At 54.9% G+C, this 21,136-nt stretch carries 21 protein-coding genes; 7 read left to right on the forward strand and 14 right to left on the reverse strand.

The annotated features are described in order from the left end of the window. Positions 1 to 27: 27 nt before the first annotated feature. From QWJ20_RS03280 to QWJ20_RS03305, 6 genes are all read right to left on the reverse strand, one after another. Positions 28 to 744: an aspartate/glutamate racemase family protein gene (locus QWJ20_RS03280; RefSeq protein ID WP_433991840.1), complete on the reverse strand. Its 717-nt coding sequence runs from the start codon at positions 742 to 744 to the stop codon at positions 28 to 30. Further along, positions 741 to 1,754: a D-cysteine desulfhydrase gene (locus tag QWJ20_RS03285; RefSeq protein ID WP_433991841.1), complete on the reverse strand. Its 1,014-nt coding sequence runs from the start codon at positions 1,752 to 1,754 to the stop codon at positions 741 to 743. Before QWJ20_RS03285 ends, QWJ20_RS03280 begins: the two co-directional genes overlap by 4 nt. Before the next feature lie 21 nt (positions 1,755 to 1,775). After that, positions 1,776 to 2,579, reverse strand: coding sequence for an ABC transporter ATP-binding protein (locus QWJ20_RS03290; protein ID WP_433991842.1), 804 nt, complete (start codon positions 2,577 to 2,579; stop codon positions 1,776 to 1,778). Further along, a complete protein-coding gene (locus tag QWJ20_RS03295; protein WP_433991843.1) occupies positions 2,576 to 3,349 on the reverse strand; it encodes an ABC transporter permease in 774 nt (257 codons plus the stop codon). The genes QWJ20_RS03290 and QWJ20_RS03295 overlap by 4 nt, the downstream gene beginning before the upstream one ends. A gap of 6 nt (positions 3,350 to 3,355) precedes the next feature. Continuing rightward, positions 3,356 to 4,369: a taurine ABC transporter substrate-binding protein gene (locus QWJ20_RS03300; protein WP_433991844.1), complete on the reverse strand. Its 1,014-nt coding sequence runs from the start codon at positions 4,367 to 4,369 to the stop codon at positions 3,356 to 3,358. Between the two features lie 63 nt (positions 4,370 to 4,432). Continuing rightward, positions 4,433 to 5,455: a malate/lactate/ureidoglycolate dehydrogenase gene (locus QWJ20_RS03305; protein ID WP_433991845.1), complete on the reverse strand. Its 1,023-nt coding sequence runs from the start codon at positions 5,453 to 5,455 to the stop codon at positions 4,433 to 4,435. Between the two features lie 372 nt (positions 5,456 to 5,827). Here QWJ20_RS03305 and QWJ20_RS03310 point away from each other — a divergent pair, with 372 nt between their 5' ends. From QWJ20_RS03310 to QWJ20_RS03325, 4 genes are all read left to right on the forward strand, one after another. After that, positions 5,828 to 6,850: an ABC transporter substrate-binding protein gene (locus QWJ20_RS03310; RefSeq protein ID WP_249681106.1), complete on the forward strand. Its 1,023-nt coding sequence runs from the start codon at positions 5,828 to 5,830 to the stop codon at positions 6,848 to 6,850. A 56-nt stretch (positions 6,851 to 6,906) separates the two neighbouring features. Then, the gene (locus QWJ20_RS03315; protein ID WP_127157714.1) at positions 6,907 to 7,773 is read left to right on the forward strand and encodes an ABC transporter ATP-binding protein; all 867 of its coding nucleotides are present in this window, start codon (positions 6,907 to 6,909) and stop codon (positions 7,771 to 7,773) included. Then, the gene (locus QWJ20_RS03320; RefSeq protein ID WP_095699009.1) at positions 7,733 to 8,599 is read left to right on the forward strand and encodes an ABC transporter permease; all 867 of its coding nucleotides are present in this window, start codon (positions 7,733 to 7,735) and stop codon (positions 8,597 to 8,599) included. Before QWJ20_RS03315 ends, QWJ20_RS03320 begins: the two co-directional genes overlap by 41 nt. A 128-nt stretch (positions 8,600 to 8,727) precedes the next feature. Further along, a complete protein-coding gene (locus QWJ20_RS03325; protein WP_433991846.1) occupies positions 8,728 to 9,831 on the forward strand; it encodes an iron-containing alcohol dehydrogenase family protein in 1,104 nt (367 codons plus the stop codon). Positions 9,832 to 9,922: 91 nt separating this feature from the next. Here the strand turns inward: QWJ20_RS03325 and gltP are convergent, their stop codons facing one another. Continuing rightward, positions 9,923 to 11,239 (reverse strand): glutamate/aspartate:proton symporter GltP, encoded by a 1,317-nt coding sequence (gene gltP, locus QWJ20_RS03330; protein WP_433991847.1) that lies wholly within the window; start codon positions 11,237 to 11,239, stop codon positions 9,923 to 9,925. A gap of 300 nt (positions 11,240 to 11,539) precedes the next feature. Here gltP and QWJ20_RS03335 point away from each other — a divergent pair, with 300 nt between their 5' ends. Beyond that, the gene (locus QWJ20_RS03335; protein ID WP_433991848.1) at positions 11,540 to 11,746 is read left to right on the forward strand and encodes a hypothetical protein; all 207 of its coding nucleotides are present in this window, start codon (positions 11,540 to 11,542) and stop codon (positions 11,744 to 11,746) included. Here the strand turns inward: QWJ20_RS03335 and cbl are convergent. Further along, positions 11,734 to 12,687 (reverse strand): HTH-type transcriptional regulator Cbl, encoded by a 954-nt coding sequence (gene cbl / locus QWJ20_RS03340; RefSeq protein ID WP_039512441.1) that lies wholly within the window; start codon positions 12,685 to 12,687, stop codon positions 11,734 to 11,736. The two genes, QWJ20_RS03335 and cbl, sit on opposite strands and share 13 nt — an antisense overlap. 557 nt (positions 12,688 to 13,244) lie before the next feature. Here cbl and QWJ20_RS03345 point away from each other — a divergent pair. Together QWJ20_RS03345 and QWJ20_RS03350 are read left to right on the forward strand one after the other, a co-directional pair. Then, on the forward strand, positions 13,245 to 14,078 hold the full coding sequence (locus QWJ20_RS03345) for an AraC family ligand binding domain-containing protein (protein ID WP_433992377.1): 834 nt from the start codon (positions 13,245 to 13,247) through the stop codon (positions 14,076 to 14,078). Positions 14,079 to 14,396: 318 nt separating this feature from the next. Next, positions 14,397 to 15,392: a DMT family transporter gene (locus QWJ20_RS03350; protein WP_433991849.1), complete on the forward strand. Its 996-nt coding sequence runs from the start codon at positions 14,397 to 14,399 to the stop codon at positions 15,390 to 15,392. 36 nt (positions 15,393 to 15,428) lie between these two features. Here QWJ20_RS03350 and QWJ20_RS03355 read toward each other — a convergent pair whose 3' ends face one another. The 6 genes from QWJ20_RS03355 to QWJ20_RS03380 all read right to left on the reverse strand — a co-directional run bounded on the left by QWJ20_RS03355 (position 15,429) and on the right by QWJ20_RS03380 (position 21,134). Continuing rightward, complete coding sequence (locus tag QWJ20_RS03355) at positions 15,429 to 15,926, reverse strand: TlpA family protein disulfide reductase (protein WP_433991850.1); 498 nt, start codon at positions 15,924 to 15,926, stop codon at positions 15,429 to 15,431. Then, positions 15,913 to 16,629: an ABC transporter ATP-binding protein gene (locus QWJ20_RS03360; protein WP_433991851.1), complete on the reverse strand. Its 717-nt coding sequence runs from the start codon at positions 16,627 to 16,629 to the stop codon at positions 15,913 to 15,915. Before QWJ20_RS03360 ends, QWJ20_RS03355 begins: the two co-directional genes overlap by 14 nt. 4 nt (positions 16,630 to 16,633) lie before the next feature. Further along, entirely contained in the window at positions 16,634 to 17,773 is a 1,140-nt protein-coding gene (locus QWJ20_RS03365) for an ABC transporter permease (RefSeq protein WP_433991852.1), read from the reverse strand. Further along, complete coding sequence (locus tag QWJ20_RS03370) at positions 17,763 to 19,052, reverse strand: ABC transporter permease (RefSeq protein WP_433991853.1); 1,290 nt, start codon at positions 19,050 to 19,052, stop codon at positions 17,763 to 17,765. The genes QWJ20_RS03365 and QWJ20_RS03370 overlap by 11 nt, the downstream gene beginning before the upstream one ends. Positions 19,053 to 19,054: 2 nt before the next feature. Further along, positions 19,055 to 20,452 carry a Fe-S-containing protein gene (locus QWJ20_RS03375; protein WP_433992378.1) on the reverse strand — a complete coding sequence of 466 codons (1,398 nt, stop codon included), beginning with the start codon at positions 20,450 to 20,452 and terminating at the stop codon, positions 19,055 to 19,057. 154 nt (positions 20,453 to 20,606) lie between these two features. After that, positions 20,607 to 21,134 (reverse strand): iron transporter, encoded by a 528-nt coding sequence (locus QWJ20_RS03380; RefSeq protein ID WP_010285198.1) that lies wholly within the window; start codon positions 21,132 to 21,134, stop codon positions 20,607 to 20,609. Positions 21,135 to 21,136 lie beyond the last annotated feature (2 nt).

Genomic DNA, 21,136 nt, shown 5'->3' on the forward strand with positions numbered 1-21,136 from the left:
AAAGCCGTCCAGCAATGGACGGTTTTTTTATCTCTGTTGCCAGATTCGAACGCAGGCCTGTGCCAGCGCGCGAGTCGGATCAATACTAATGTCCCGCCAGCGTGACGACACAGCCTCCAGCGCCGGAGGGACTTCCGTGCAGGCCAGTACCAGACGTTCTGCTCCCCGTTCCACCAGTTGCGCCGCTAACTGATCCAGCAAACGTCCGCCGTGCTGTAATTCTCCCCTTTTTACTGCATAGCACCCCGGCACAAAGAGCGTCGCCATTTCCTGTTCGTTCGGTACCACCGTCTCGGCACCTCGCTGCGCGGCAAAACGCTGCTGATACCATCCGGCATTTAGCGTCCCGTGAGTCGCAATCAGCCCGATTTTACGTGGCGATACCTTTGCCTCATCTACCTCTGTCAGCGCGTGCAGCGTAGCGTCAGCAATGTGTAGCAGCGGTGCATCGCTTGCCTCAGCCAACGCATCAAACCAGTGGTGTGCCGTATTACACGGCACCACAATATGGCTAACCGATAAGCGATTAAGCTGCCGGATGGCGTGCAGTAGCGTCGGCAGCGGCGATTCACCGGTGCCTGCCAGCGCCTGTTGGCGGTCGGGAATCTGCGGCACGTTCCAGGCAACTACTGGCACATGATCCTGATCGCAACTGGCAGGCGTTTCTTCAATAATCTTATGTAACAGGTCGACCGTCGCCAGCGGCCCCATCCCGCCCAACACGCCAATCAGCGTCGTACTCATTGCGCAGCCGTTTGTTCGAATAGTTGACGATAGCCAAATAGCCCTGCCGAGCCGCCAGTATGGATGAAGACAATATTTTCATCCGCGCGAAAGTGTCCCTGACGAATCAGATCGATCAGCCCCGCCATTCCTTTGCCGGAATAGACCGGATCGAGCAAAATCCCTTCCAACTGAGCCAACAGCCTGAGTGCTTCCAGCGTTCCCTCGGTTGGAATACCGTATCCTTTGCCGACATAATCACTATTCACCTGTACAGCACTGCGCGGCAATTCGCCCGGAATTCCCAGCAGTTGCCAGGAGCGCTGTGCTAACGCATAAACATTCTCTTCCTGCTTCGCTTTCAGCGCTCTGACGCTAATACCTAACAGTGGAATCTGGCTGTGTGTTGCCGTCAGCCCGGTCACCAACCCTGCCTGTGTTCCCGTGCTACCCGTCGCATGGACAATATGATCGATGCGCAGACGCTGCTGGCTGGACTGAAATAACAGCTCTTCCGCACAGGCTACATAACCCAGCGCGCCGACCGGACTGGAGCCACCGCCGGGGATGACATAAGGCTTCAACCCTTCTTTTCGCAGCGATTCCGCGAGGGTTTCCATCGCCTGCTGCATATCCGTACCCGCGGGCAGATGATCGATAATTTCACCGCCGAGCAGGTTATCCAGCAGCACGTTACCGGATCGCTGGTAGTCTTCGCCGTAGTCCTCAACGCGTTTTTCCAGCAGCACTTTGGTTTTCAGCCCCAGTTTTGCCGCCGCCGCAATGGTTTGTCGCACATGGTTAGACTGCGTCGCACCCTGTGTGATGATGACATCCGCTCCCTGCTGCTGCGCATCGGCAAGCAGGAACTCCAGTTTGCGGGTTTTATTGCCGCCGGTCGCCAGCCCTGTGGCGTCGTCGCGCTTGATGTAAATCGTCGGGCCGCCCAGATAGGCAGACAGGTTCGGTAATGCCTCCAGCGGCGTGGGAAAATGGCCCAGTGTTAAACGGGGGAATCGGGCAAGGTGCATAATATTCTCCTGGAATACGGGTTACAGATTAAGGTGACGACGCGCTTCTTCACGAACGCGATGCAAAATACGCTGCTTCAATGCGGCGTAGTCAGGGTGCTGTGCCAAGGTTTCAATGTCTCTCTCTCGGCCAAACGGCAGTGGGATGGTTTCCGCAATACGACCGGGACGCGCGGACATCACCAGTATTCGGTCGGCCAGAAACAGCGCCTCGTCCACGTCATGTGTAACAAATAACAGCGTAGTGCCAGTTTTCTGCCAGGCGGAAAGCAGCAATTCCTGCATCATCAAACGGGTTTGTGCATCCAGCGCGCCAAACGGTTCATCCATCAGCAACACTTCAGGGTTCGGCAGCCAGGCTCGCGCCAGTGCAACCCGTTGCTTCATTCCGCCAGAAAGCTGCCAGGGATAGTGCTGCTGGAATCCCTCCAGCCCGACCAGCGCCAGATAGTCTTGCGCTTCACGCTGAAGGTGCGCTTTCTTCGCCCCCTGCATCCGTGGACCAAACGTCACGTTTTCCAGCACGGTGAGCCAAGGGAATAAATTGGCCTGCTGAAATACCATACCGCGCGCTGGCCCCGGACGTCGGACAGGTTCACCGCCGCACAGCACACGCCCTTTATCAGCGGCCTCAAAGCCCGCGATCATGTTGAGAATGGTCGATTTGCCGCAGCCGGAAGGGCCAAGCAGCACCACGAATTCACCTTTGGCAATCTGGAGGGAAACATCATCCAGCACCGTCAAAGGCCCGCTCTGTGACGAAAAGGTAAGGCTAACGCGTTCGACGGAAATGTGTGGTGCATCAAGCTGAGAATGTTCTGTCATGATGATTTCCCCGCCCACGGCACGAAGATGCGCTGCGCGCCGACTAACAGCAGATCGAGCACATAGCCAATCCCCCCCAATAATAAGATGCCCAACATAACGATATCGGTACGCAGATAGGCGCTGGCATTCATCACCATCCAACCTATTCCCGAGGTGGCCGCGACCATTTCCGCCGCAATCAGGGACGTCCAGCCAATACCGATGGCCAGTCGCACCGTGGTGAACAACTCCGGCAGCGTATCGGGCAACACGACATGGAAAAAAATCTGTCGGCGACTGGCACCGAGCGTTTGTGCAACACGGATACGTGAACGTTCCACCCGCTCAGCAGCGGCACAAGCCCCCACCACGACGCTGAGAAAAGTCGCGATAAAGATCAGGAAAAATTTGGATGCCTCACCGATGCCCAACCACACTACCGCCAGCGGGATCAGTGCGATTTTAGGCAGTGGCCGGAGAAACTGAACGAAAGGATTAAAAACGGCAGCAATCGGCGGTGATAACCCCATCAACAGGCCAAGCGGGACGCCGAGAATAATGGCAACGCTAAAGGCACTTAGCGCCCGTCCAACGCTCACAGCAATATGCTCCCACAATGACACCTGCCGATAGCCATCCTGCGCTAACTCCCCCGCGGTCAAGATGATATCTGACAGCGGGGGTAGCAGCAGCGGATCCACCCACTGCTGTGCCCCCGCCCACTGCCATAAGCCGAGTACCGCCGCCACAGACGTGATACTCAATAAGACATAAGACGTTCTTTTCACGACCCGTTAATTCCCTTTTGCAGCCTGCTTCAGATAGGAGGAATTAATGGAATCGGCGTACGAAGCGGGAATATCACGCTGGCGAACTTCGCCGATACTTTCCAGAAAATGCGCCGTTTTAGCGACAGCCTGACCGATGCCGCTCCGATCCGTATTACTGCCGTCACCCAGCCATTGGGCCGTTGCCTGCTGTTCCAGCGTCGGATACTCCAGCCCTGATAGGGTATTGGTTGCCGTCGTAACCGGCGCACCGACCTCTTTTGCCACAATCGCCGCTGCTTTCTCTGGATCCTGACGGAACTCGTCCACTTTCTGCTGGTGTACACGTAGGAAGCGAGCCACCGTTTCAGGATACTGCTGGGCAAAAGCCTTTCTGACCACGTAGTTGTTGTAAATCAGATAGCCGTCCTTTTGCAGATCTTTGGTCGCAAAAATGGCATGCCCATCGGAAGCTTCCAGCTCCTGAGCGAACGGTGCCCAGACGTATCCTGCATCAATATCGCCGCGCTTCCATGCAGCCACCAGCTCAGCCGGACGTAATGGGATAAGGGTAATCGTACTGCGGTCGAGTTTATTCACAGCAATGGCCGCTTCCAGTGCGTACTGCGCCGTTGAATTTGGCGGATAGGCGACACGCTTACCTTCAATGTCTTTCAGCGTGGTGATACCGGACTTGGCAATCAGCCGTTCATACGTTGCAATCACGCCGGATACGCCAATAATTTCCACCTGGAGTTTTCTCACAATGCCCGCTGTCGCAGGGCTGGAACCGAAGTTGGCGATATCTATTGCATTACTGGCGAAATAATTCAGCGCATCAGCACCAGAAGCAAACTGCACCCACTTTACTGGCACACCTAGCGTTTTTTGCAGCGAGCCGTCAGCTTTGGCTAACACTAATACCTGTGAGCCGCCGCTGTAAGCCACGCGAACTTCATCAGGAAGTTTTTCTGCCGCCAGTCCGGATGTTGCTATTAATAATAAACCGCCGACACCGACAGCACTAAATATACGTTTCATTGTCTTTCCCTATAAGGTTAAATAAAAATTAGTTAAATAAATTAAAAAATAACCAACCCACTATCAGGCTACTTTATTATTTAAATAAGAGAGTTGCCCCCAGCTAACATCATCGACAAAAATGCCGTTCTCCAATCGCTGGCGATAGGTTTGTTTTTCTTTATCGCCCGGCAGTAATAAGGCATTGTCATCACGGGACTGACGCACCCATTCTAATAAAGCGGGAATCTCCTGCTGATAGGTTGCCGCACCGCCTAATTTCTGCGGATCGATTAAAATCGACAGCATGCTGTTAATAATTTGTTTGCCCTCGCCCTTCGCCGTGCGTTCAGTTTTCCCACCGGTCAGCGCCGCACCAAGCAGCGAGCAAACCAGCGAAAGCCCCGACCCCTTATGTTCGCCAAACGGCAGTAGCGCTCCCAGAGGTTGTTCCATCAGCCAGCGGGGATCCACCGTCGGATTACCTTCGTTATCGACAATGCAGCCAGGCGCAACCTGTTTGCCCTCATTCCACGCGATACGCGCTTTGTTACCCGCAATCACGCTGGTGGCAAAATCCAGAATGACGGGGTCATCCTGCTCGACCGGAATACCGGCACAGAACGGGTTGGTCCCAAAACGCGCCTGCTGGCCCTGCCACGGCAGCACCACTGGTTTGGTATACACATTGGCAAAATGCAGCGACACCAGCCCGACCTCCGCCGCCTGTTCTGCCCACGCACCAATGCGGCCCAGATGGTGGGCATTAGCTAAACTCACCACCGCCAGACCATGTGTTTGTGCACGCACAATGCCTTCCGCCAACGCCTGTTTTGCTACCACCTGACCAAAGCCTTGCTGCCCGTCAAACGAAATCAGTGGACCGAAATCCAGCGTTTTTTCCGCCTGTGCGTGGGGAGAAAGCCCACCTTCCTGAATAGCGTCGATATAGCGCGGCAGCATGCTGACGCCGTGCGAGTCATGCCCTTTCAGGCTGGATTCGACGAGATTATCCGCCACCGTTCCTGCAATGGACGCGTTCACGTCATTATCCGTCAGCCGGTCGCGCAAATAATCACGTAAATAATGATGGCTAAAGACAGGCATATAATTCTCTGTATATCGAAATAGAAATGTAGCACCCACTATAACGCGCCGATTTTTATCCATAAGTGAAAAATAAAACTATCCATAGCGAATATTTAGCTAAGGCGGTTATTTGCTTTTTTTCCTGCACTCATTCCGTTTTAAAAGCGTATTTATTCTAACTTATTCCAAAAAACACTTTATCAATAAAGCGACAAGAAAATAGGATTCCTTCTTTGATACATTATTTACGGCACGTTATTTTCTTGAACACGTTAATTTGTTGGAAAATTGTTATTTATTGAATAAATGTTATTCGTTGAAATATTAACGTGTCGTTATTCCCTATTTACCACCTTGATCGATTACCATTAATAATGAGAGAAAATGATAATGAATAACTCACTACCCACTAAAAAATCGACGCGTTTCACACGCCTTGCCGCCATGATTGGCCTGACGTTAACGGCCTTTGGCGCGAATGCGGAAGGCACCATCAGCATTGCGCAGCAGTTTGGTATTGGTTACCTGATTCTGGATGTAGTGCGCGACCAAAACCTGATAGAGAAGCACGGTAAGCAGCAAGGGCTGGATATCAAGGTAGACTGGCGTACGCTCTCTGGCGCAACGGCGATCAACGAAGCGCTGCTGTCCGGTGCCTTAGATGTTGCCTCTGCCGGTGTTCCGCCGATGCTGACCGTGTGGGATCGCACGCAGGGCCGTCAGAATGTGAAAGCCATTGCCTCACTCGGCTCCATGCCCAACTATTTGCTCAGCAATAACCCGGCGGTGAAAACCATTCGTGACCTGAGCGATAAAGATCGTATCGCTGTACCTGCTGCTGGTGTTGGCTTCCAGTCTCGTACGCTGCAAATCGAAACCGCGAAGCTCTATGGCGCGGAGGATTTCAAACGCTTCGATAAGATTTCCGTCAGCCTACCGCATCCCGATGCCAGCGCGGCACTTATCGCTGGCGGTTCCGAAATTAATACCCACTTCTCCAGCCCACCGTTCCAATATCAGGCGTTGGAACACGCCAATGTGCACAAAATTCTGAGTTCTTATGACGTGCTGGGCGGTCAGGCAACGTTCAACGTGCTTTATACCACGCAGAAATTCCATGATGAGAACCCGAAAACTTACCGCGCCTTCTACGAAGCACTGAAGGAAGCATCGCAGATCGTCAAGGCAGATAAAGCCGCGGCGGCCGACACCTACATTCGGGTAGAGAAATCGAAGCTGGACCCAGAACTGGTGAAACGCATCGTCGCCGATCCCGAGATCGATTTCACGATCACCCCAGAACGTACCTACGTTTATGCTGAAAAGCTGCACCAGCTTGGCGTACTGAAAAACAAAGCCACCTCTTGGAAAGACTATTTCTTCGCTGAAATCCACGACCAGCCGGGCAGCTAAATGCTCAAGGTCACGCCCATTCGACGAGAATCTCGTCGCTATGCAGGAGAACAAGCATGACACACCCTTCTCACGGCACGATTGACCAACCGCTGTTGCAGGTTGACGGCGTCGGACTGGAATACCGAACGCGGCGCAGTCTGGTACGCGCCACCCATGATGTGAGTTTTGACGTCTTCCCCGCCGAACGCTTTGTGCTGTTAGGGCCTTCCGGCTGCGGCAAATCCAGCTTGCTCAAATCTATCGGCGGCTTTCTGTCGCCGGTAGACGGTGAAATCCGCCTCGACGGTCAGCGCGTCACAAAACCGGGGCCGGATCGCATCATGGTCTTTCAGGAATTTGACCAACTGCCACCGTGGAAAACCGTACTGGAGAATACGCTGTTTCCGCTGGTTGCCAGCCGTCAGGCGACACGAGCAGAAGCAGAGGAACGCGCCCGCTATTTTCTCGATAAGGTCGGGCTGGCGAAATTTGCCGATGCCTATCCGCATACGTTATCCGGTGGGATGAAGCAGCGCGTCGCCATCGCGCGGGCGCTAACTATGCAGCCGAAAGTGCTGCTCATGGATGAGCCTTTCGCCGCGCTGGATGCGCTGACCCGCCGCAAAATGCAGGAAGAATTGCTGGCGCTGTGGGAAGAGGTACGCTTCACGCTGCTGTTTGTCACCCACTCGATTGAGGAAGCGCTGATTGTCGGCAGTAGGATTTTGCTGCTCTCACCGCATCCGGGTCGTGTGCGAGCAGAAATCAACTGCCATCAATTTGCGCTGAGCGATCAGGGCAGCGAAGCCTTTCAAACCACCGCACAACGTATTCACCATCTTCTTTTTCCAACCGATGTCGACGCACCATCACCCGTCACATCCACGCAAGGTAAACCCTATGAGCATTCAGCCCCCCGTGCGGCCAGAGTATCAGCGTGAACTGGCACCACTGAAAGATTTTACGCTCACCCAGCCTCTGCCGCTGACGACGCGTCTATGGAATCAGACCTGGCTGCGCAAGCTGGTGCTGCTAGCCGGGTTGCTTATCCTATGGGAGTTCGCCGCTCGCTGGCAAAACAACGATCTGATGCTGCCCGGCTTTCTGCAAACGTTTCAGGCTTTTCGTGATGACGTCGCCAGTGGTGAATTACCGCATAAGATGGTGATTTCGCTCGGTACGCTGTTGAAAGGTTATGTCATTGGTAGCCTGCTGGCTCTCGCCCTCAGCGCATTGGCGGTTTCCACCCGCTTCGGGCGCGATCTCTTAGGCACATTAACCTCCATGTTCAATCCACTACCCGCGATTGCATTACTGCCGTTGGCACTGCTGTGGTTTGGGCTGGGAGAAAAAAGTCTGGTATTCGTGCTCGTCCACTCCGTGATGTGGCCGATGGCGCTGAACACCTACTCCGGCTTCCTCGGCGTCTCGGAAACGCTGCGTATGGCGGGCCGCAACTACGGCCTGACGGGCTTTCGCTACATCAATGCCATCCTGATTCCTGCGGCGCTGCCATCGATTATCTCTGGCCTGAAGATTGGCTGGGCGTTTGCCTGGCGCACCCTGATCGCGGCTGAACTGGTGTTCGGTGCCTCCAGCGGCAACGGCGGTCTGGGCTGGTACATCTTCCAGAACCGTAACGAGCTTTACACCGACCGCGTTTTTGCCGGGCTGGCTTCCGTCATCATTATCGGGCTACTGGTTGAAGGGCTGGTGTTTTCTACCCTCGAAAAGATCACGATAAAGCGCTGGGGAATGCAGCGCTAGCTTGGGCGTTACGACCATTCTGGTTATGCGAAATCTGCCCATTCATAGCCAGAATTGTTCTTTTGCGGCGTTCGGCATCGCTGCTACAACTGATTTATCTTTTCCCACAGAGATGAGAGATCGCAAACATGATTGCAATACAAGCGCCACAAACCTATCTGAATCGTGATGGCGTCATCCGTTCTGTCGGCGAATATGCAGCGCCCTACGCTAACACCGTATTGATTATTACCAGCCCACAGGCATGGAAAGCGACGTCGGATGCCGTCGAACACAGCCTCCGTGAATATGGCTTACGGTATCAGGTCGAATTTTTACCGGGTGATTGCACCAAACCGGCGATAGAAGTGCTGACCACACAGGCGCGTGCATTCGGTGCGGAACTGATTTTGGGCATTGGCGGCGGGCGCGTGCTGGATGTCGCCAAAGCCGTCGGCGACATTCTGGGGCAGATCCCCGTCATCGCCGTCCCCACCATTGCGGCCACCTGCGCCGCCTGGTCACCGATCAGTGTGATTTATAGCGACAGCGGTGCGCATAATGGGCCATTCCCATTAACACGCTTACCGGTGTGGGTACTGGTAGACAGCGAGATCATCGCCCGCAGCCCTTCACGCTATCTCAAAGCCGGTATCGTGGATGCGCTGGCGAAATGGTACGAATTTCAACCCTATCTGCGTCACGGCGATAGCGGGCTGGCATTAGCACTCAAAGCGCAGGCCGCACGGCTGGCCGTAGAGACATTCAATACGCATGGTGAGCAGGCCATTGCGGATAATGAGCAAGGTCTGGTCACGCCTGCCCTACGCGGCGTGATCGATGCCGTTATCGCATTGGCGGGTCTGGCGAACAGCATGAAAGATGAAGTGCCACGCATCGGCGTCGCCCATGCGATTCACAACAGCATGACGCGCCTGCCAGAGCTGCATGACTGGCTGCACGGCGAGAAAGTGGGCTTTGGGCTGGCCGTGCAGGCGTTTCTGGAACACGATAACGACGCCGATCGCGAAGAGCTTTTCGCCCAACTCCGCCGCTACGGTAGTCCAATTACGCTGAACTCCCTCGGCCTGAACGAACGCCCCCAACAGGTTGAAAGTATCGCGCAAAACGTGAAAATTGCGCCGAAAATTGCCGCGCGCCTTCCTTTTGCAACGGATGCCGAGAGTATTGAACAGGCACTGTGGCACACGCAAACATTAGAAACCCGCGTGATAGATAGCCACGCGGCATGACGGCAGGACAATAGACCCTGAACAATAAAAGAAACGGGCGCCTCGATCACTCGATGCGCCCGTTGCATAGGCTATTTGAAAGAGTCTGGGATTATCCCTGCTGGGCAGGCTGCGTACTTATCCCTTTAAGCTCACGCTCATAGGCCCGCGCTTTCTGCTCATCGAACTGGTTTTCCCACTTGGCAATGACCAGCACCGCCAGCGCATTCCCTACTACGTTCAGCGCGGTACGCGCCATGTCGAGGATACGGTCAACGCCCGCAATGAACGCCAGACCTTCCAGCGGAATACCGACGCTACCCAGCGTAGCAAGCAGTACGACAAACGACACGCCTGGTACGCCGGCAATGCCTTTAGACGTCAGCATCAGCGTCAGTACCAGCACGATTTCCTGCCCAATCGACAGTTCGATGCCGTACAGCTGCGCGATGAAGATTGCTGCAATACTCTGGTACAGCGTAGAGCCGTCGAGGTTAAAGGAGTAGCCGGTCGGCACCACAAAGCTGGTAATCGACTTTGGCGCGCCATAGGCTTCCATTTTTTCGATGATGCGCGGCAGCACGGTTTCAGAACTTGCAGTGGAGTACGCGAGGATCAGCTCATCTTTGAGGATACGGATCAAAATGGTGATACGCAGCTTACACAGCCGTGCGACGATACCGAGCACCACCAGCGCGAAGAAGAAAATCGCGGCATAAACCAGCATAACCAGCTTGGCTAACGGCCACAGCGACGCAAAACCGAAGTTGGCCACCGTGACGGAAATCAGCGCAAACACCCCAACAGGCGCGTAACGCATGATCATGTGTGTCACCTTGAACATGGTCTCCGACACGCCGCGGAAGACGTTCAGCAGTGGTTCACGGTGATCTTTCGGCAACGAAGATAGTCCTAAACCAAACAATACCGAGAAGAAGATAATCGGCAGCATTTCACCGTGTGCCATCGCGGCGAAGATATTCGGTGGAATCAGCGACAGCACCGTCCCCACCAGACTGTGCGAACCGCTCTGCACCTGCTCAGTGGTCTTTTGATACTGCGAGATATCCACGGCGGTCAGCGTCGACATGTCGATGCCGTGACCCGGCTGGAAGACATTCGCCAGCGTGATGCCAAGGATAATCGCTACCGTCGTGATGATTTCAAAATAGAGGATGGTTTTGAAGCCGATGCGCCCGAGCTTCTTGGCATCCCCTACGCCCGCAATCCCGACAATCAACGTGGCGATGACAATCGGGACAACAATCATTTTAATCAGGCGGATAAAGATGTCGCCCGCTGGGCTAAGAATATTGCTGATAAGCCACTGGCGGCTTTCTTGCTGTTCATGCAGCATAGCACCGAGTGCAATACCCAGAACCAATGCGATAAGGATTTGCCAGGCAAGGCTGATTTTTTGTGTTTTCATCGTCATTTTCCGTTTTAAACTCCCCGCCATCACAAACATGGCGCTAGCGCGACTCCGGCGCAATGCGAACCGAAAAAATCAACGTGGAGGTGACTGACTAGTGAGAAGGATGTCTGATGGATTACCCCGTCATACTTCAAGCTGCATGTGCGCGATTCAAAACGCACACGTTTTGCCTAGCAACTCGAATTATTTAGGGTAAAGGTTCTAGTGCGATACCAAAATCATTAACATAATTATTCAATAAAAACGCACAAGTATTTGTATCGCTTAACAAAAATTCAGACATAAGTTATTGTTATGGCGGGAATGCTACTATTGCAGCACGATCAGATCAAGCAGATTATCGGCACGATAAACCATATTTATGCTGAATCGAGCACAGAAAACGACGGGTATCGCGATACAAAAAATCGCGACAAAATCGAAAGAAAAACACCTGCCCAGTCAGAAAAATACTGGCTGGGCATCGGGTTAGGAAAGCGCGCTATCCGTCAGATTTGGTAATCAATCACCGCTTCATCGTTATCCGAGAACACCTTATCTTTAATGTCATCCAGCGACAGTTCTGTATTACACAGCTGAATAAATTTCCAGGCATAGTTACGTTGTAACTGACCCTTTTTTAACCCCAGCCAGACCGTATTCGCTTCAAACAAATGCTCGGCATTCAACCGTACCAGCCCTTTGTCTCGCACCGGATCGAATGACATATCGGCCACAATCCCCACCCCAAGCCCCAGCTCGACATAGGTTTTAATCACATCCGAATCCTGCGCGCTCAGCGTAATATCCGGCGACATGCCCACCGCCTGAAACGCGCGATCCAAGCGCGAACGGCCGGTAATCCCCTGACGATAGGTAATCAACGGCTCCGCATTGAGCATTTCCAGCGTAATCACTGGTTCCTGCGTCAGCGGATGGTGCTCCGGCACAATCACCGAATGGTGCCAGCGATAGTAGGAGAACGCCGCCAGCGAGGGATCGTTAATCAACTGCTCACTGGCAATACCGATATCGGCCTCACCGGAATGGAGCATCGTCACGATTTCATCCGGCGTGCCCTGATTCAGCACCAGACGCACCTGCGGATACAGAGAGCGGAAGGCTTTAATCACCGGCGGCAGGCTGTAACGCGCCTGCGTATGCGTGGTCGCGATCACCAACTGGCCGGTGTCGTTATTGGTGAAGACATTCGCCAGCCGCCGGATATTACTGGCGTCATTCAGAATGCGCTCTGCCACCACCAGCAGCTCTTTTCCCGGTTCAGTCATGCCTAACAGACGTTTGCCACGACGGATGAAGATTTCAATCCCCAGCTCTTCTTCCAGCTCACGGATGTGGCGGCTCACGCCGGATTGAGAGGTAAACAGCGTATTCGCCACCTCGGTCAGGTTGTAATTGCACCGTGCTGATTCACGAATAATCTTCAGTTGCTGAAAGTTCACCTTTCACTCCCTTGTCCTTTATTACAGATAGCAATATTGATGCAAGTAATGAGAGCCAGAACAAATAAGCAAATGGAGTTGATTATATTTTTTTATACTAACGGTATGTCTGTCACGCGATCTTATCTAACAAGGAATAGACATAAACATTAAAATCAAAAAGTTAGATAAACTCATTTTTGTGACGTGCACGCCATCAATCAACCATTTTGCTATGATTTATGCCTTTCTGATCTATTTATCTCAGCGCTTTTATTCTCTGTTTTCGCTATTTCCGTACACGCTAAATAGAACGCACGACTTCAAGCTGACGTGCTATACCCCAAATAATTCGAGTTTCAGGCAGGCGGCAAGAGAGGGAATCCCGATGAGCTTGTAAGTGATTCGGGTGAGTGACAAATATGCCTTTGGCAGGTTTGAACGCTGCTTGCAGCGGCCCCAACGGGGCGAGGCACACGCTAGTGTGCCGAGTAGCGCAGTCAACGCACATGCAACTTGAAGTATTACGGGTATATCGCTGCTATGATGACGGTCTGAATCAGAGACAAGGTGGCAGCATGCAGGGCGTACCGGAACACTTTACCGATGAGAGAGACTATGCCCAGTTCCGGCATTTGCCGACGCTGCCCGGCATTGAGCTTTACCACGCGCACATCTGCCGTTATGCCTTTGAGCCGCACACGCATGAGGCGTTTGGTATCGGCACCATCGATGACGGTGCCGAGCGATTCCGCTATCGTGGCGCCAAGCATATTGCGCCTGTCGATTCGTTAGTGTTGATGAACCCTGATGAGCTACATACGGGAGAATCCGCGACGGAAGACGGCTGGCGCTATCGCATGATCTACATTCCACCCGATGTGTTGGAGAACGTCTCCGGCGAGAAAGGCTGGTGGTTTACCGACGTCGTGCGCCACGATCCAGCAACTGCACGCCAGCTGGCGATGACGCTGGCTGCGCTGTGGCAGACGACCGATCCCTTGGCAAGTGAAAGCCTGCTGCTGTCGCTGATTGCGCTTTTCCGGCCTCACGCACACATTGCCCAGCGCCAGAGGATTGAGCCGCTGCACCGCTTTGATGTGGTGAAAGCCTATCTGCGCGAGAATTTCGCCCACACCATTACCTTAAAAGAGCTGGCGGCGCTGGTTTCCCTGAGTCCGTATCATTTCCTGCGCCAGTTCAAAGCTCAGTTTCACGTCACGCCGCACCAGATGCTGATGGCAATCAGGCTGTATGAAGCCAAACAGATGCTGACACACGGCATGGCGGCCGCTCATGTCGCCGTCGCCGTCGGGCTAACCGATCAGGCGCATCTGACCCGCACCTTCGCCCAGCGCTATGGCGTCACGCCCATTCGCTACCAAAAGCAGGTGTATCCACTTCAGCGCTAACGCTTTCAGCACGCATGCTTTCACCGTTACCCCACAGATGATATACCCTAAATAATTCGAGTTGCGTGACAAAACGTTAGCGTTTTGAACAACGCTATGCGTTGACCCTTTAGGGCAAGGCTCATTTATGGGCCTTGTAACGCGGCAACCGCGCGAATCCCCAGGAGCTTACACAAGTAAGTGACTGGGGTAAGTAAGGGCAGCCAACACACAAGCAGCTTGAAGTATGACGGGAATAAACAGCAATATCCTACAATCATTCATCACCAACTCTCCCTAGACTGGCGCGATGCACTCTTGTGAACAAACGGGTTTATCATGCTGATAGGGGTTTTATTTGCGCTTGCCGCCGGACTGATGTGGGGGCTGATTTTCGTTGGGCCGTTGATCGTACCGGACTACTCTGCGGCCTTGCAGTCCACCGGACGCTATCTGGCTTTTGGGCTGATTGCCTTACCGCTGGCATGGCTCGATCGCCGTCGTCTGCGCCAGCTGACCCGCAGCGACTGGCTGGAGGCCACGAAGCTCACGATTATCGGTAATCTGCTGTACTACTTTCTGCTCGCCAGCGCGATTCAGCGCACGGGCGCACCGATCTCAACGATGATTATCGGCACTCTGCCCGTGGTGATTTCCGTTACCGCCAATGTGTTGTATAGCAAGCACGATGGCCGCGTGGCCTGGCGTCGGCTGTTGCCTTCGCTGCTGCTGATTGCGGCGGGGTTAGTTTGCGTCAATATTGCGGAACTGAAAGGAACCACCGTCAAATTCGATTTATGGCGTTACGCCAGTGGGATTGCGATGGCGTTTCTCGCCGTGGTTTGCTGGACCTGGTATCCGCTGCGCAACGCTCGCTGGCTACGCGACCACAAAGGCAATACGCCGACCACCTGGGCCACGGCGCAGGGGCTGGTTACGCTACCGCTGGCGCTGTTGGGTTATCTGCTGGTGTGCGGCCATCTGGCGCTAACGGACAGCACCTTTACGCAGCCGTTCGGCCCACGGCCTGAGGTTTTCATCCCGCTGATGCTGGCGATTGGGCTGTTTTGTTCGTGGATCGGTACGCTGTTCTGGAATGAAGCCAGCCAGCGTCTGCCGACGGTGCTGGTAGGGCCGTTGATTGTGTTTGAAACGCTGGCGGGACTGACCTACGCCTTCATCATCCGGCAATCCTGGCCGCCGCTGCTGACGTTCTGCGGCATCACCTGTCTGATCGTCGGGGTGATCTACGCCATGCGCGTGAAACCGGAACCTGTCGTTGTGAAAAAATCAACGGTGGTAGAAGTCCCGATGCCGGCTTCACGGACAGAGTAAACGCACGCCTGACTGGCTGTGAAAATAAGCCAGTCTTTATGTCCGGCTTGCCAGCTTCTGAAACAGCGCGGTCAGTTGTGCTTCATCCCTCGCGCCCTGATGCTGATCGGTCACCTTACCGTTGGCATCAATAATAAACGAAGTTGGCGTGCCGCTGACCTGATAGCGCTCTTTGGTAATGCCCAACTGATCGCGCACCACCGGATAGGTCACCTTGTGGTGCGCCAGCATCGAAGTGATATCCACGCCGTCAGGGTCGGTGTTAACCGCAACCACCACCACTTTATCGCCATATTCCTGACTCAGCTTCTCCAGCGCGCCCATTTCAACCATGCAGCCGCCACAGCCCGACGACCAGAAATTCAGGTACACGCTTTTCCCCTGCCAGCGCGACAGATCTACCTGCTGCCCCGCCAGATCGTAGGCCGCCAGCGCCGGTGCCTGCGCCCCGACGCTAACCTGTTCTTCCTTACAGCCGCTCAGCGCCACTGCACCCAGCAGGCACAGTGCGGTAATCCCGTTACGCCACTTCATGATGATTCACCTCTTCACCGAAATACTTGCCGTGTTGCAGGCGGATAATGCGGTCAGCAAACCGGCCTAACTCAGGATTGTGCGTCACCATCACAATGGTGCGCCCCTGCCGATGCAGATCTTTCAGCAGATCCAGCACCCGCCGTTCATTCTCTTCATCCAGATTCCCCGTCGGTTCATCGGCGAAAATCACCGGCGGCTCATTCACCAACGCACGGGCAATACACACACGCTGCTGCTCACCGCCGGAAAGCTGGCTGGGTAAGTGATCGACGCGATGCGCCAGCCCAACCTGTTCCAGCACGCGCTGCGCCGCCGCTTCATCCACCACGCTGTGGTAATGCTGCGCCAGCATCACGTTTTCCAGCGCGGTCAAAAATGGAATCAGGTGAAACTGCTGGAATACCAGCCCAATTTTATCGGCCCGGAACTGACGTCGCCCTTCTTCATCCAGCCCAGCGGCATCGACGCCGTCCAGCAATACCAGCCCTTCACTCACCGTATCCAGACAGGTGAGAATATTCATCAGCGTGGTTTTACCCGAGCCGGACGCGCCCATGATGGCGACGAACTCGCCGCGCGCGATGCGGATATTGATGTTCTCCAGCGCGGTAACCTGACCAAAGCGTTTATAGAGCTGGCGAGTTTCAATCACCGCCTCCGCGGTCTGCGCCCTTTCCTGCGCGTTCACCTCTACAGACATCGAACTACTCTCCTTTCAAGACTTTGGCTGGTTCGACGTAGATCGCCCGCCGAGTAGGAACCACTGCCGCGACGGCAGCAACCAGCAGAGACAGCGCCAGCGTGAGCGGGAACACCGGCAAACGCAGCGAGATCGTCGCATTGAATACGGCCATCCCCAGCACCTGTGCCAGCAGATAGCCCAATAGCAAACCGCATAACACGGCCGCCAGCGCGATAATGCCGGTTTCCGCCAGCATCTGCCGGATGATGTCTCGTCCGCTCGCCCCCAGCGCTTTCTGTAGCGCGAATTCGCGGGCGCGTTCGCCGACAATCGCCATCAGCGTCGTGTTCACACACAGGGAAGACAGCACGAGAATCACCGCCGAGACCAGCCCCATCAGCCCTTTGATTTTATTCAGCACCTGACCTTCCGACGCCGACACTTTCAGGATCGGGCGGATCTCCAGTTGTGGATACTGCTGCTGAAGTTGGGCAGCGAAGCGATCGACCTGCCCCAGATCGTTGCTGACGCTCAGCAGGGCATTACTGATCGCGCCTTCTTTATCCAGCCACTTTTGCGCCAGATCCAGATTCACGATCAGCATGTTGTCCGTCGCATCACCGGATTCCACGATGCCTTTGATCTGCAACCGCTGCTTCCCGCCGTCCCCCACCAGCGTGATGCTATCGCCGACTTTGACGTTCAGTCGTTCCGCCAGCTTCACCCCGATCATCGCGTTGCGGTCATCGAAGCTGACGCCAATCCAGTTACCCGTGACCTGCCAGTACGGTGCCAGCTGCCGTAGCGATTCGAACCACACGCCCATCAGCACCACTTTTTCCAGCTCCGTACGTGCCATGCCGTACAGATAAGGGCTGGACGCATTGATTAATCCAGCCGGTGCGTTATCGATAATCGGTTGAAACGTGCTTTGTGGGATCGTATTGCCCCGCGCCGGACCGATGTAAAAATTCGCGCCGAAGGTGCGCAGCTCCTGACTCATCTTGGCGTTGATATCAAAATAGACAGCAGACATCGCCGTCACAATCGCCGCCCCGACCATCAGCGCCGCGAACACCACGCTGACGCGCTGCATACGCAACCGCAGCGCGCGGAACACCAGCCGCCAGAACATGCTGTTCATCCAGCCATTAGCGCCCATACAGCACCTCCACCGGATACAGTTTGGCAATCCGGCGCGCCGGGAACCACGTTCCGATGATGGCGATCAGCATTGAGATCACCAGCACACAAGGAATAACAATCCACGCGAAACTCAACGGTACACCGAACAGCATCAGGCCAATGGCTTTCGCCAGCCCCCAGCCTGCAACGCAACCCGCGATCCCGCCAGCCAATCCGCTCAGCGCCGCTTCGAGATAAAACAGCAGCATGATCTGCCACTGACGGGCACCCAGCGCCTTCATCAGCCCGATCTCTTTGGCCCGTTCCATGATGGTGCTGGTCATCAACGAGGCAATCCCCATCGCTGCCGCCACCAGCGCGGCGAAGGTCACCACCGCCAGAAGCAGTTGGATCTTGTCGATCACCACGCCTTCCGACGCGGCGACCTGCCAGATAGGGCGAACCACCGAGCCAGAAATCGCCTCTTCCAACTGGTGCGCAATCGAAGAGACATACGCGGTGCAGTACCAGAGGTCATACTCTTCGGCATTCAGCGCTTCCAGATTTTCCCGCGCCCGCCGCGACAGTTCGTTTTCCGGCACGGTCAGCGCCGATACGCGAATGGCCTGAATTTTACCGGTTAGCCCCAGTAGCGATTGCACCGTTGCCAGCGGCATCACCAGACGGCTTTCTTCATCACCGCCGCTGCTCAGAATGCCGCTCACCTCTACCGTTGCGTCGCCTTTTGCACCGTGCAGCGCAAGTTTATCCCCGACTTTCCAGCCCGTTTGCGCCGCCAGCTGTTTTCCTACCAGCGTTTGCGCCGCCTTTTCCGTCGTCACCGGTTCCTGCGGCCACTGCCCGGCCACCTGCCAGTAAGGGCTAACGGTCATTTGTCCCGTGCGATAGTCTTCTTCATCCGGCACGGCGACAGGCTGAGAAAAGAAGGTGCCCAGCACGGCAACCGGCTGCCCCTTGATCTCGACATCACCACTCAGCAGTGGCGCAAAGCCGACAATGTTATTGCGCCAGAAGATATCTTTGATGTTCGGCAACTCGGCCTCATCGAGAAAATCCTGCCCTTCCAGCGGATTGCTGCGCTCGCCAAACAACGCGGGTAGTGCCGCTTGCCCTGCTGGTTCAATCAAAATATTCGCGCCGTAAGATTTCAGCTCACGCGCCATTTTGTCGCCGATATCGATGGACACCGCCAGCAGCGCGGAGATCAGTCCTGCCGCCAAAAACACGGTTAGCACCGCCAGCGATTTACGCCGAATATTTCTGCGCCAGGACTGACGTAACAGTCGCCACAGCATGATTATTCCCCCTCAGCCTGCTCGCCAGCCGCCACTTTGGCAGTGGCAAATTTCGCGGGACTTTCGCGGAAGCGGTTGTAGTTGGCCTCCGACGAGAAGAAGTACGTTTTACCGCCGTAGCGATATTTATGTTCCGCACTCACGTTAGTCAGTTTGGAGCCATCAACCGGGTCGATAACTTCCATCGACACCACCGTCGAGAAGTAATTAGTACCTGCCGCCAGTGACGCCCGTCCAATCACCAGTTCGTTATCGTCGTTGCTCCACCCTTCGATCGGCACGGGATTACAGCCGCCCGCCTTCCCGATAGAAGGAATGAAGATATGCACGCCACAGGCGACACAAATCACCTGATTACCTTCCATCACATAGCCCTGATCGCCACACAGTAGGCAGGCATCAAACACCACGCCAAGACGCAGGCGATCGGGATAGCGGTTAATGATGAAAAAGCGCACGGCCTTGCCGTCATCGGCAATCCATACGAAGCGATGCAGCTTGCCATCCCGCACTTGCTCAATCGGAATATGCACTTTGCCATCGGCCGCCAGCGTCACCGGCTGTGCTTCCGACAGACGAGGCGGCTGCGACGCGACCTTGTCCCAATAGAGCTGAGCCAACACCACCACCAACAGCGCCGTGACCGTCGACAACAGCGTGCGGCGCAGCGTGCGATAGCCTGCCGTGGCTTTACGCTTTTCAATCGCCTCGTGCGTGGCCAGCATCTGGCGACGCGCATGCCGCAGTGGCCAAACCAGCCCGGCAGCCAGCGCAGCCATGAACAATGCACTGAGGTAATTTAATAAATACGCGCTGTTGGTGACGTGTGCCACATAGCTCAAGCGCGGCTTGGTGAGCCCCAGCGCCTGTAATTTCATCAACAGCAGTAGCAGGTTGCCGCTTATCGGCAATAGCAGAAGAGCGACCAGCAGCGCCAGCAGTGGCCAGCGCAGTAAACGAATGCGGCGCACGATCATGCCGCACAGCGCGGCACAGAACACCAGCCAGCCAAACGCCAGCAGCACGGCGCTGAAATTCAGCAGCAGATCGGTATTCACTACATGGGTGGTCGTCAGCGCGGTCAGATTGGGATCGTTGCCCCAATGCACCGCCGCGCCCGCTACCAGCAGCGCCTGCCACAGATAGCCAATACGCGAATGGGAAAAACACTGACAGACAAGAAACAGGATCAAGGCAAGCGCCTGAAGCGCCGTAAAGCCCAGCAGAAACGCCTGCCCGTTAGGAAAATGCACGCCAATAAACGTACCGGCGAACAGCGCCAGCAGCGTGGTCCAACCCAGCGATCTGACTGTCGGCGTGGAACGATGGCTCCAGTTCAGCCCCAGCAATAGCGCTATCGGCAGGAAGGATTGAAGTGTCGTGATAAAGAAATAACTCATATTCTCGTCATACTTCACGTTGCAGGTGCGTTGGTCGAGCGTGATACCGGGTGGCATCAGTACACGAACCGAAAAATCGCCGCCTCTGCGAGCCGCGATAACGACCCACAGAGGCGTGAACATGACCGCGACAGAACATCGCGGACAGAAGACCTTATTCTAAGCCGACGTATTTGAAGTCAAAGCTGACATCAAACGGTTTCCACCAGCGGCCTACGCCCGTTTCACCATCGGTGTGACGGTGCATACCGGCTTTTGATGGTGGATCGATGTGGTAAGTCACTTTGTAGTTACCCACGCCCATCATTTTGATGTTCGCGCCGTAGTGCGGGCCATCGCTGGCCACCATCGGCATGAAGGTACCTTCCTGCTTCGCACCGGTATCGGTGTTAGTCAGGGTATAAGCGATGGTCAGGAACGGCATCCACTCACCGGCACCGAAGCCATTCTTGTTACCTTCAGCGGCGTGAATATCGGCTTCCAGATGAATGTCCGCTTTCGCGGCTGGCAGGCCCATGCCACGCGGTTCCATATCGATAGGTTGCAGATAAACAGCGGCAATTTCCATTTCGTTCATGGAAACCGGTTCACCCGCTGGGTATTCTTTAAACGCCAGCGCGGCAGGTGCAGTGAAAATACCGGCAATAACGGCACCCGCAATCAGACTTTTTTGCATATTCATCA

The organism is Pectobacterium sp. S5 (assembly GCF_051707265.1).
Classification (GTDB): domain Bacteria; phylum Pseudomonadota; class Gammaproteobacteria; order Enterobacterales; family Enterobacteriaceae; genus Pectobacterium; species Pectobacterium polare.

Coding starts and splice junctions, on each gene's coding strand:
- QWJ20_RS03280 (WP_433991840.1), bottom strand. CDS start 744: ATGAGTACGACGCTGATTGGCGTGTTGGGCGGGATGGGGCCGCTGGCG.
- QWJ20_RS03285 (WP_433991841.1), bottom strand. CDS start 1,754: ATGCACCTTGCCCGATTCCCCCGTTTAACACTGGGCCATTTTCCCACG.
- QWJ20_RS03290 (WP_433991842.1), bottom strand. CDS start 2,579: ATGACAGAACATTCTCAGCTTGATGCACCACACATTTCCGTCGAACGC.
- QWJ20_RS03300 (WP_433991844.1), bottom strand. CDS start 4,369: ATGAAACGTATATTTAGTGCTGTCGGTGTCGGCGGTTTATTATTAATA.
- QWJ20_RS03305 (WP_433991845.1), bottom strand. CDS start 5,455: ATGCCTGTCTTTAGCCATCATTATTTACGTGATTATTTGCGCGACCGG.
- QWJ20_RS03310 (WP_249681106.1), top strand. CDS start 5,828: ATGAATAACTCACTACCCACTAAAAAATCGACGCGTTTCACACGCCTT.
- QWJ20_RS03315 (WP_127157714.1), top strand. CDS start 6,907: ATGACACACCCTTCTCACGGCACGATTGACCAACCGCTGTTGCAGGTT.
- QWJ20_RS03320 (WP_095699009.1), top strand. CDS start 7,733: ATGAGCATTCAGCCCCCCGTGCGGCCAGAGTATCAGCGTGAACTGGCA.
- QWJ20_RS03325 (WP_433991846.1), top strand. CDS start 8,728: ATGATTGCAATACAAGCGCCACAAACCTATCTGAATCGTGATGGCGTC.
- gltP (WP_433991847.1), bottom strand. CDS start 11,239: ATGAAAACACAAAAAATCAGCCTTGCCTGGCAAATCCTTATCGCATTG.
- QWJ20_RS03335 (WP_433991848.1), top strand. CDS start 11,540: ATGGCGGGAATGCTACTATTGCAGCACGATCAGATCAAGCAGATTATC.
- QWJ20_RS03345 (WP_433992377.1), top strand. CDS start 13,245: ATGCAGGGCGTACCGGAACACTTTACCGATGAGAGAGACTATGCCCAG.
- QWJ20_RS03350 (WP_433991849.1), top strand. CDS start 14,397: ATGCTGATAGGGGTTTTATTTGCGCTTGCCGCCGGACTGATGTGGGGG.
- QWJ20_RS03355 (WP_433991850.1), bottom strand. CDS start 15,926: ATGAAGTGGCGTAACGGGATTACCGCACTGTGCCTGCTGGGTGCAGTG.
- QWJ20_RS03360 (WP_433991851.1), bottom strand. CDS start 16,629: ATGTCTGTAGAGGTGAACGCGCAGGAAAGGGCGCAGACCGCGGAGGCG.
- QWJ20_RS03365 (WP_433991852.1), bottom strand. CDS start 17,773: ATGGGCGCTAATGGCTGGATGAACAGCATGTTCTGGCGGCTGGTGTTC.
- QWJ20_RS03370 (WP_433991853.1), bottom strand. CDS start 19,052: ATGCTGTGGCGACTGTTACGTCAGTCCTGGCGCAGAAATATTCGGCGT.
- QWJ20_RS03375 (WP_433992378.1), bottom strand. CDS start 20,452: ATGAGTTATTTCTTTATCACGACACTTCAATCCTTCCTGCCGATAGCG.
- QWJ20_RS03380 (WP_010285198.1), bottom strand. CDS start 21,134: ATGAATATGCAAAAAAGTCTGATTGCGGGTGCCGTTATTGCCGGTATT.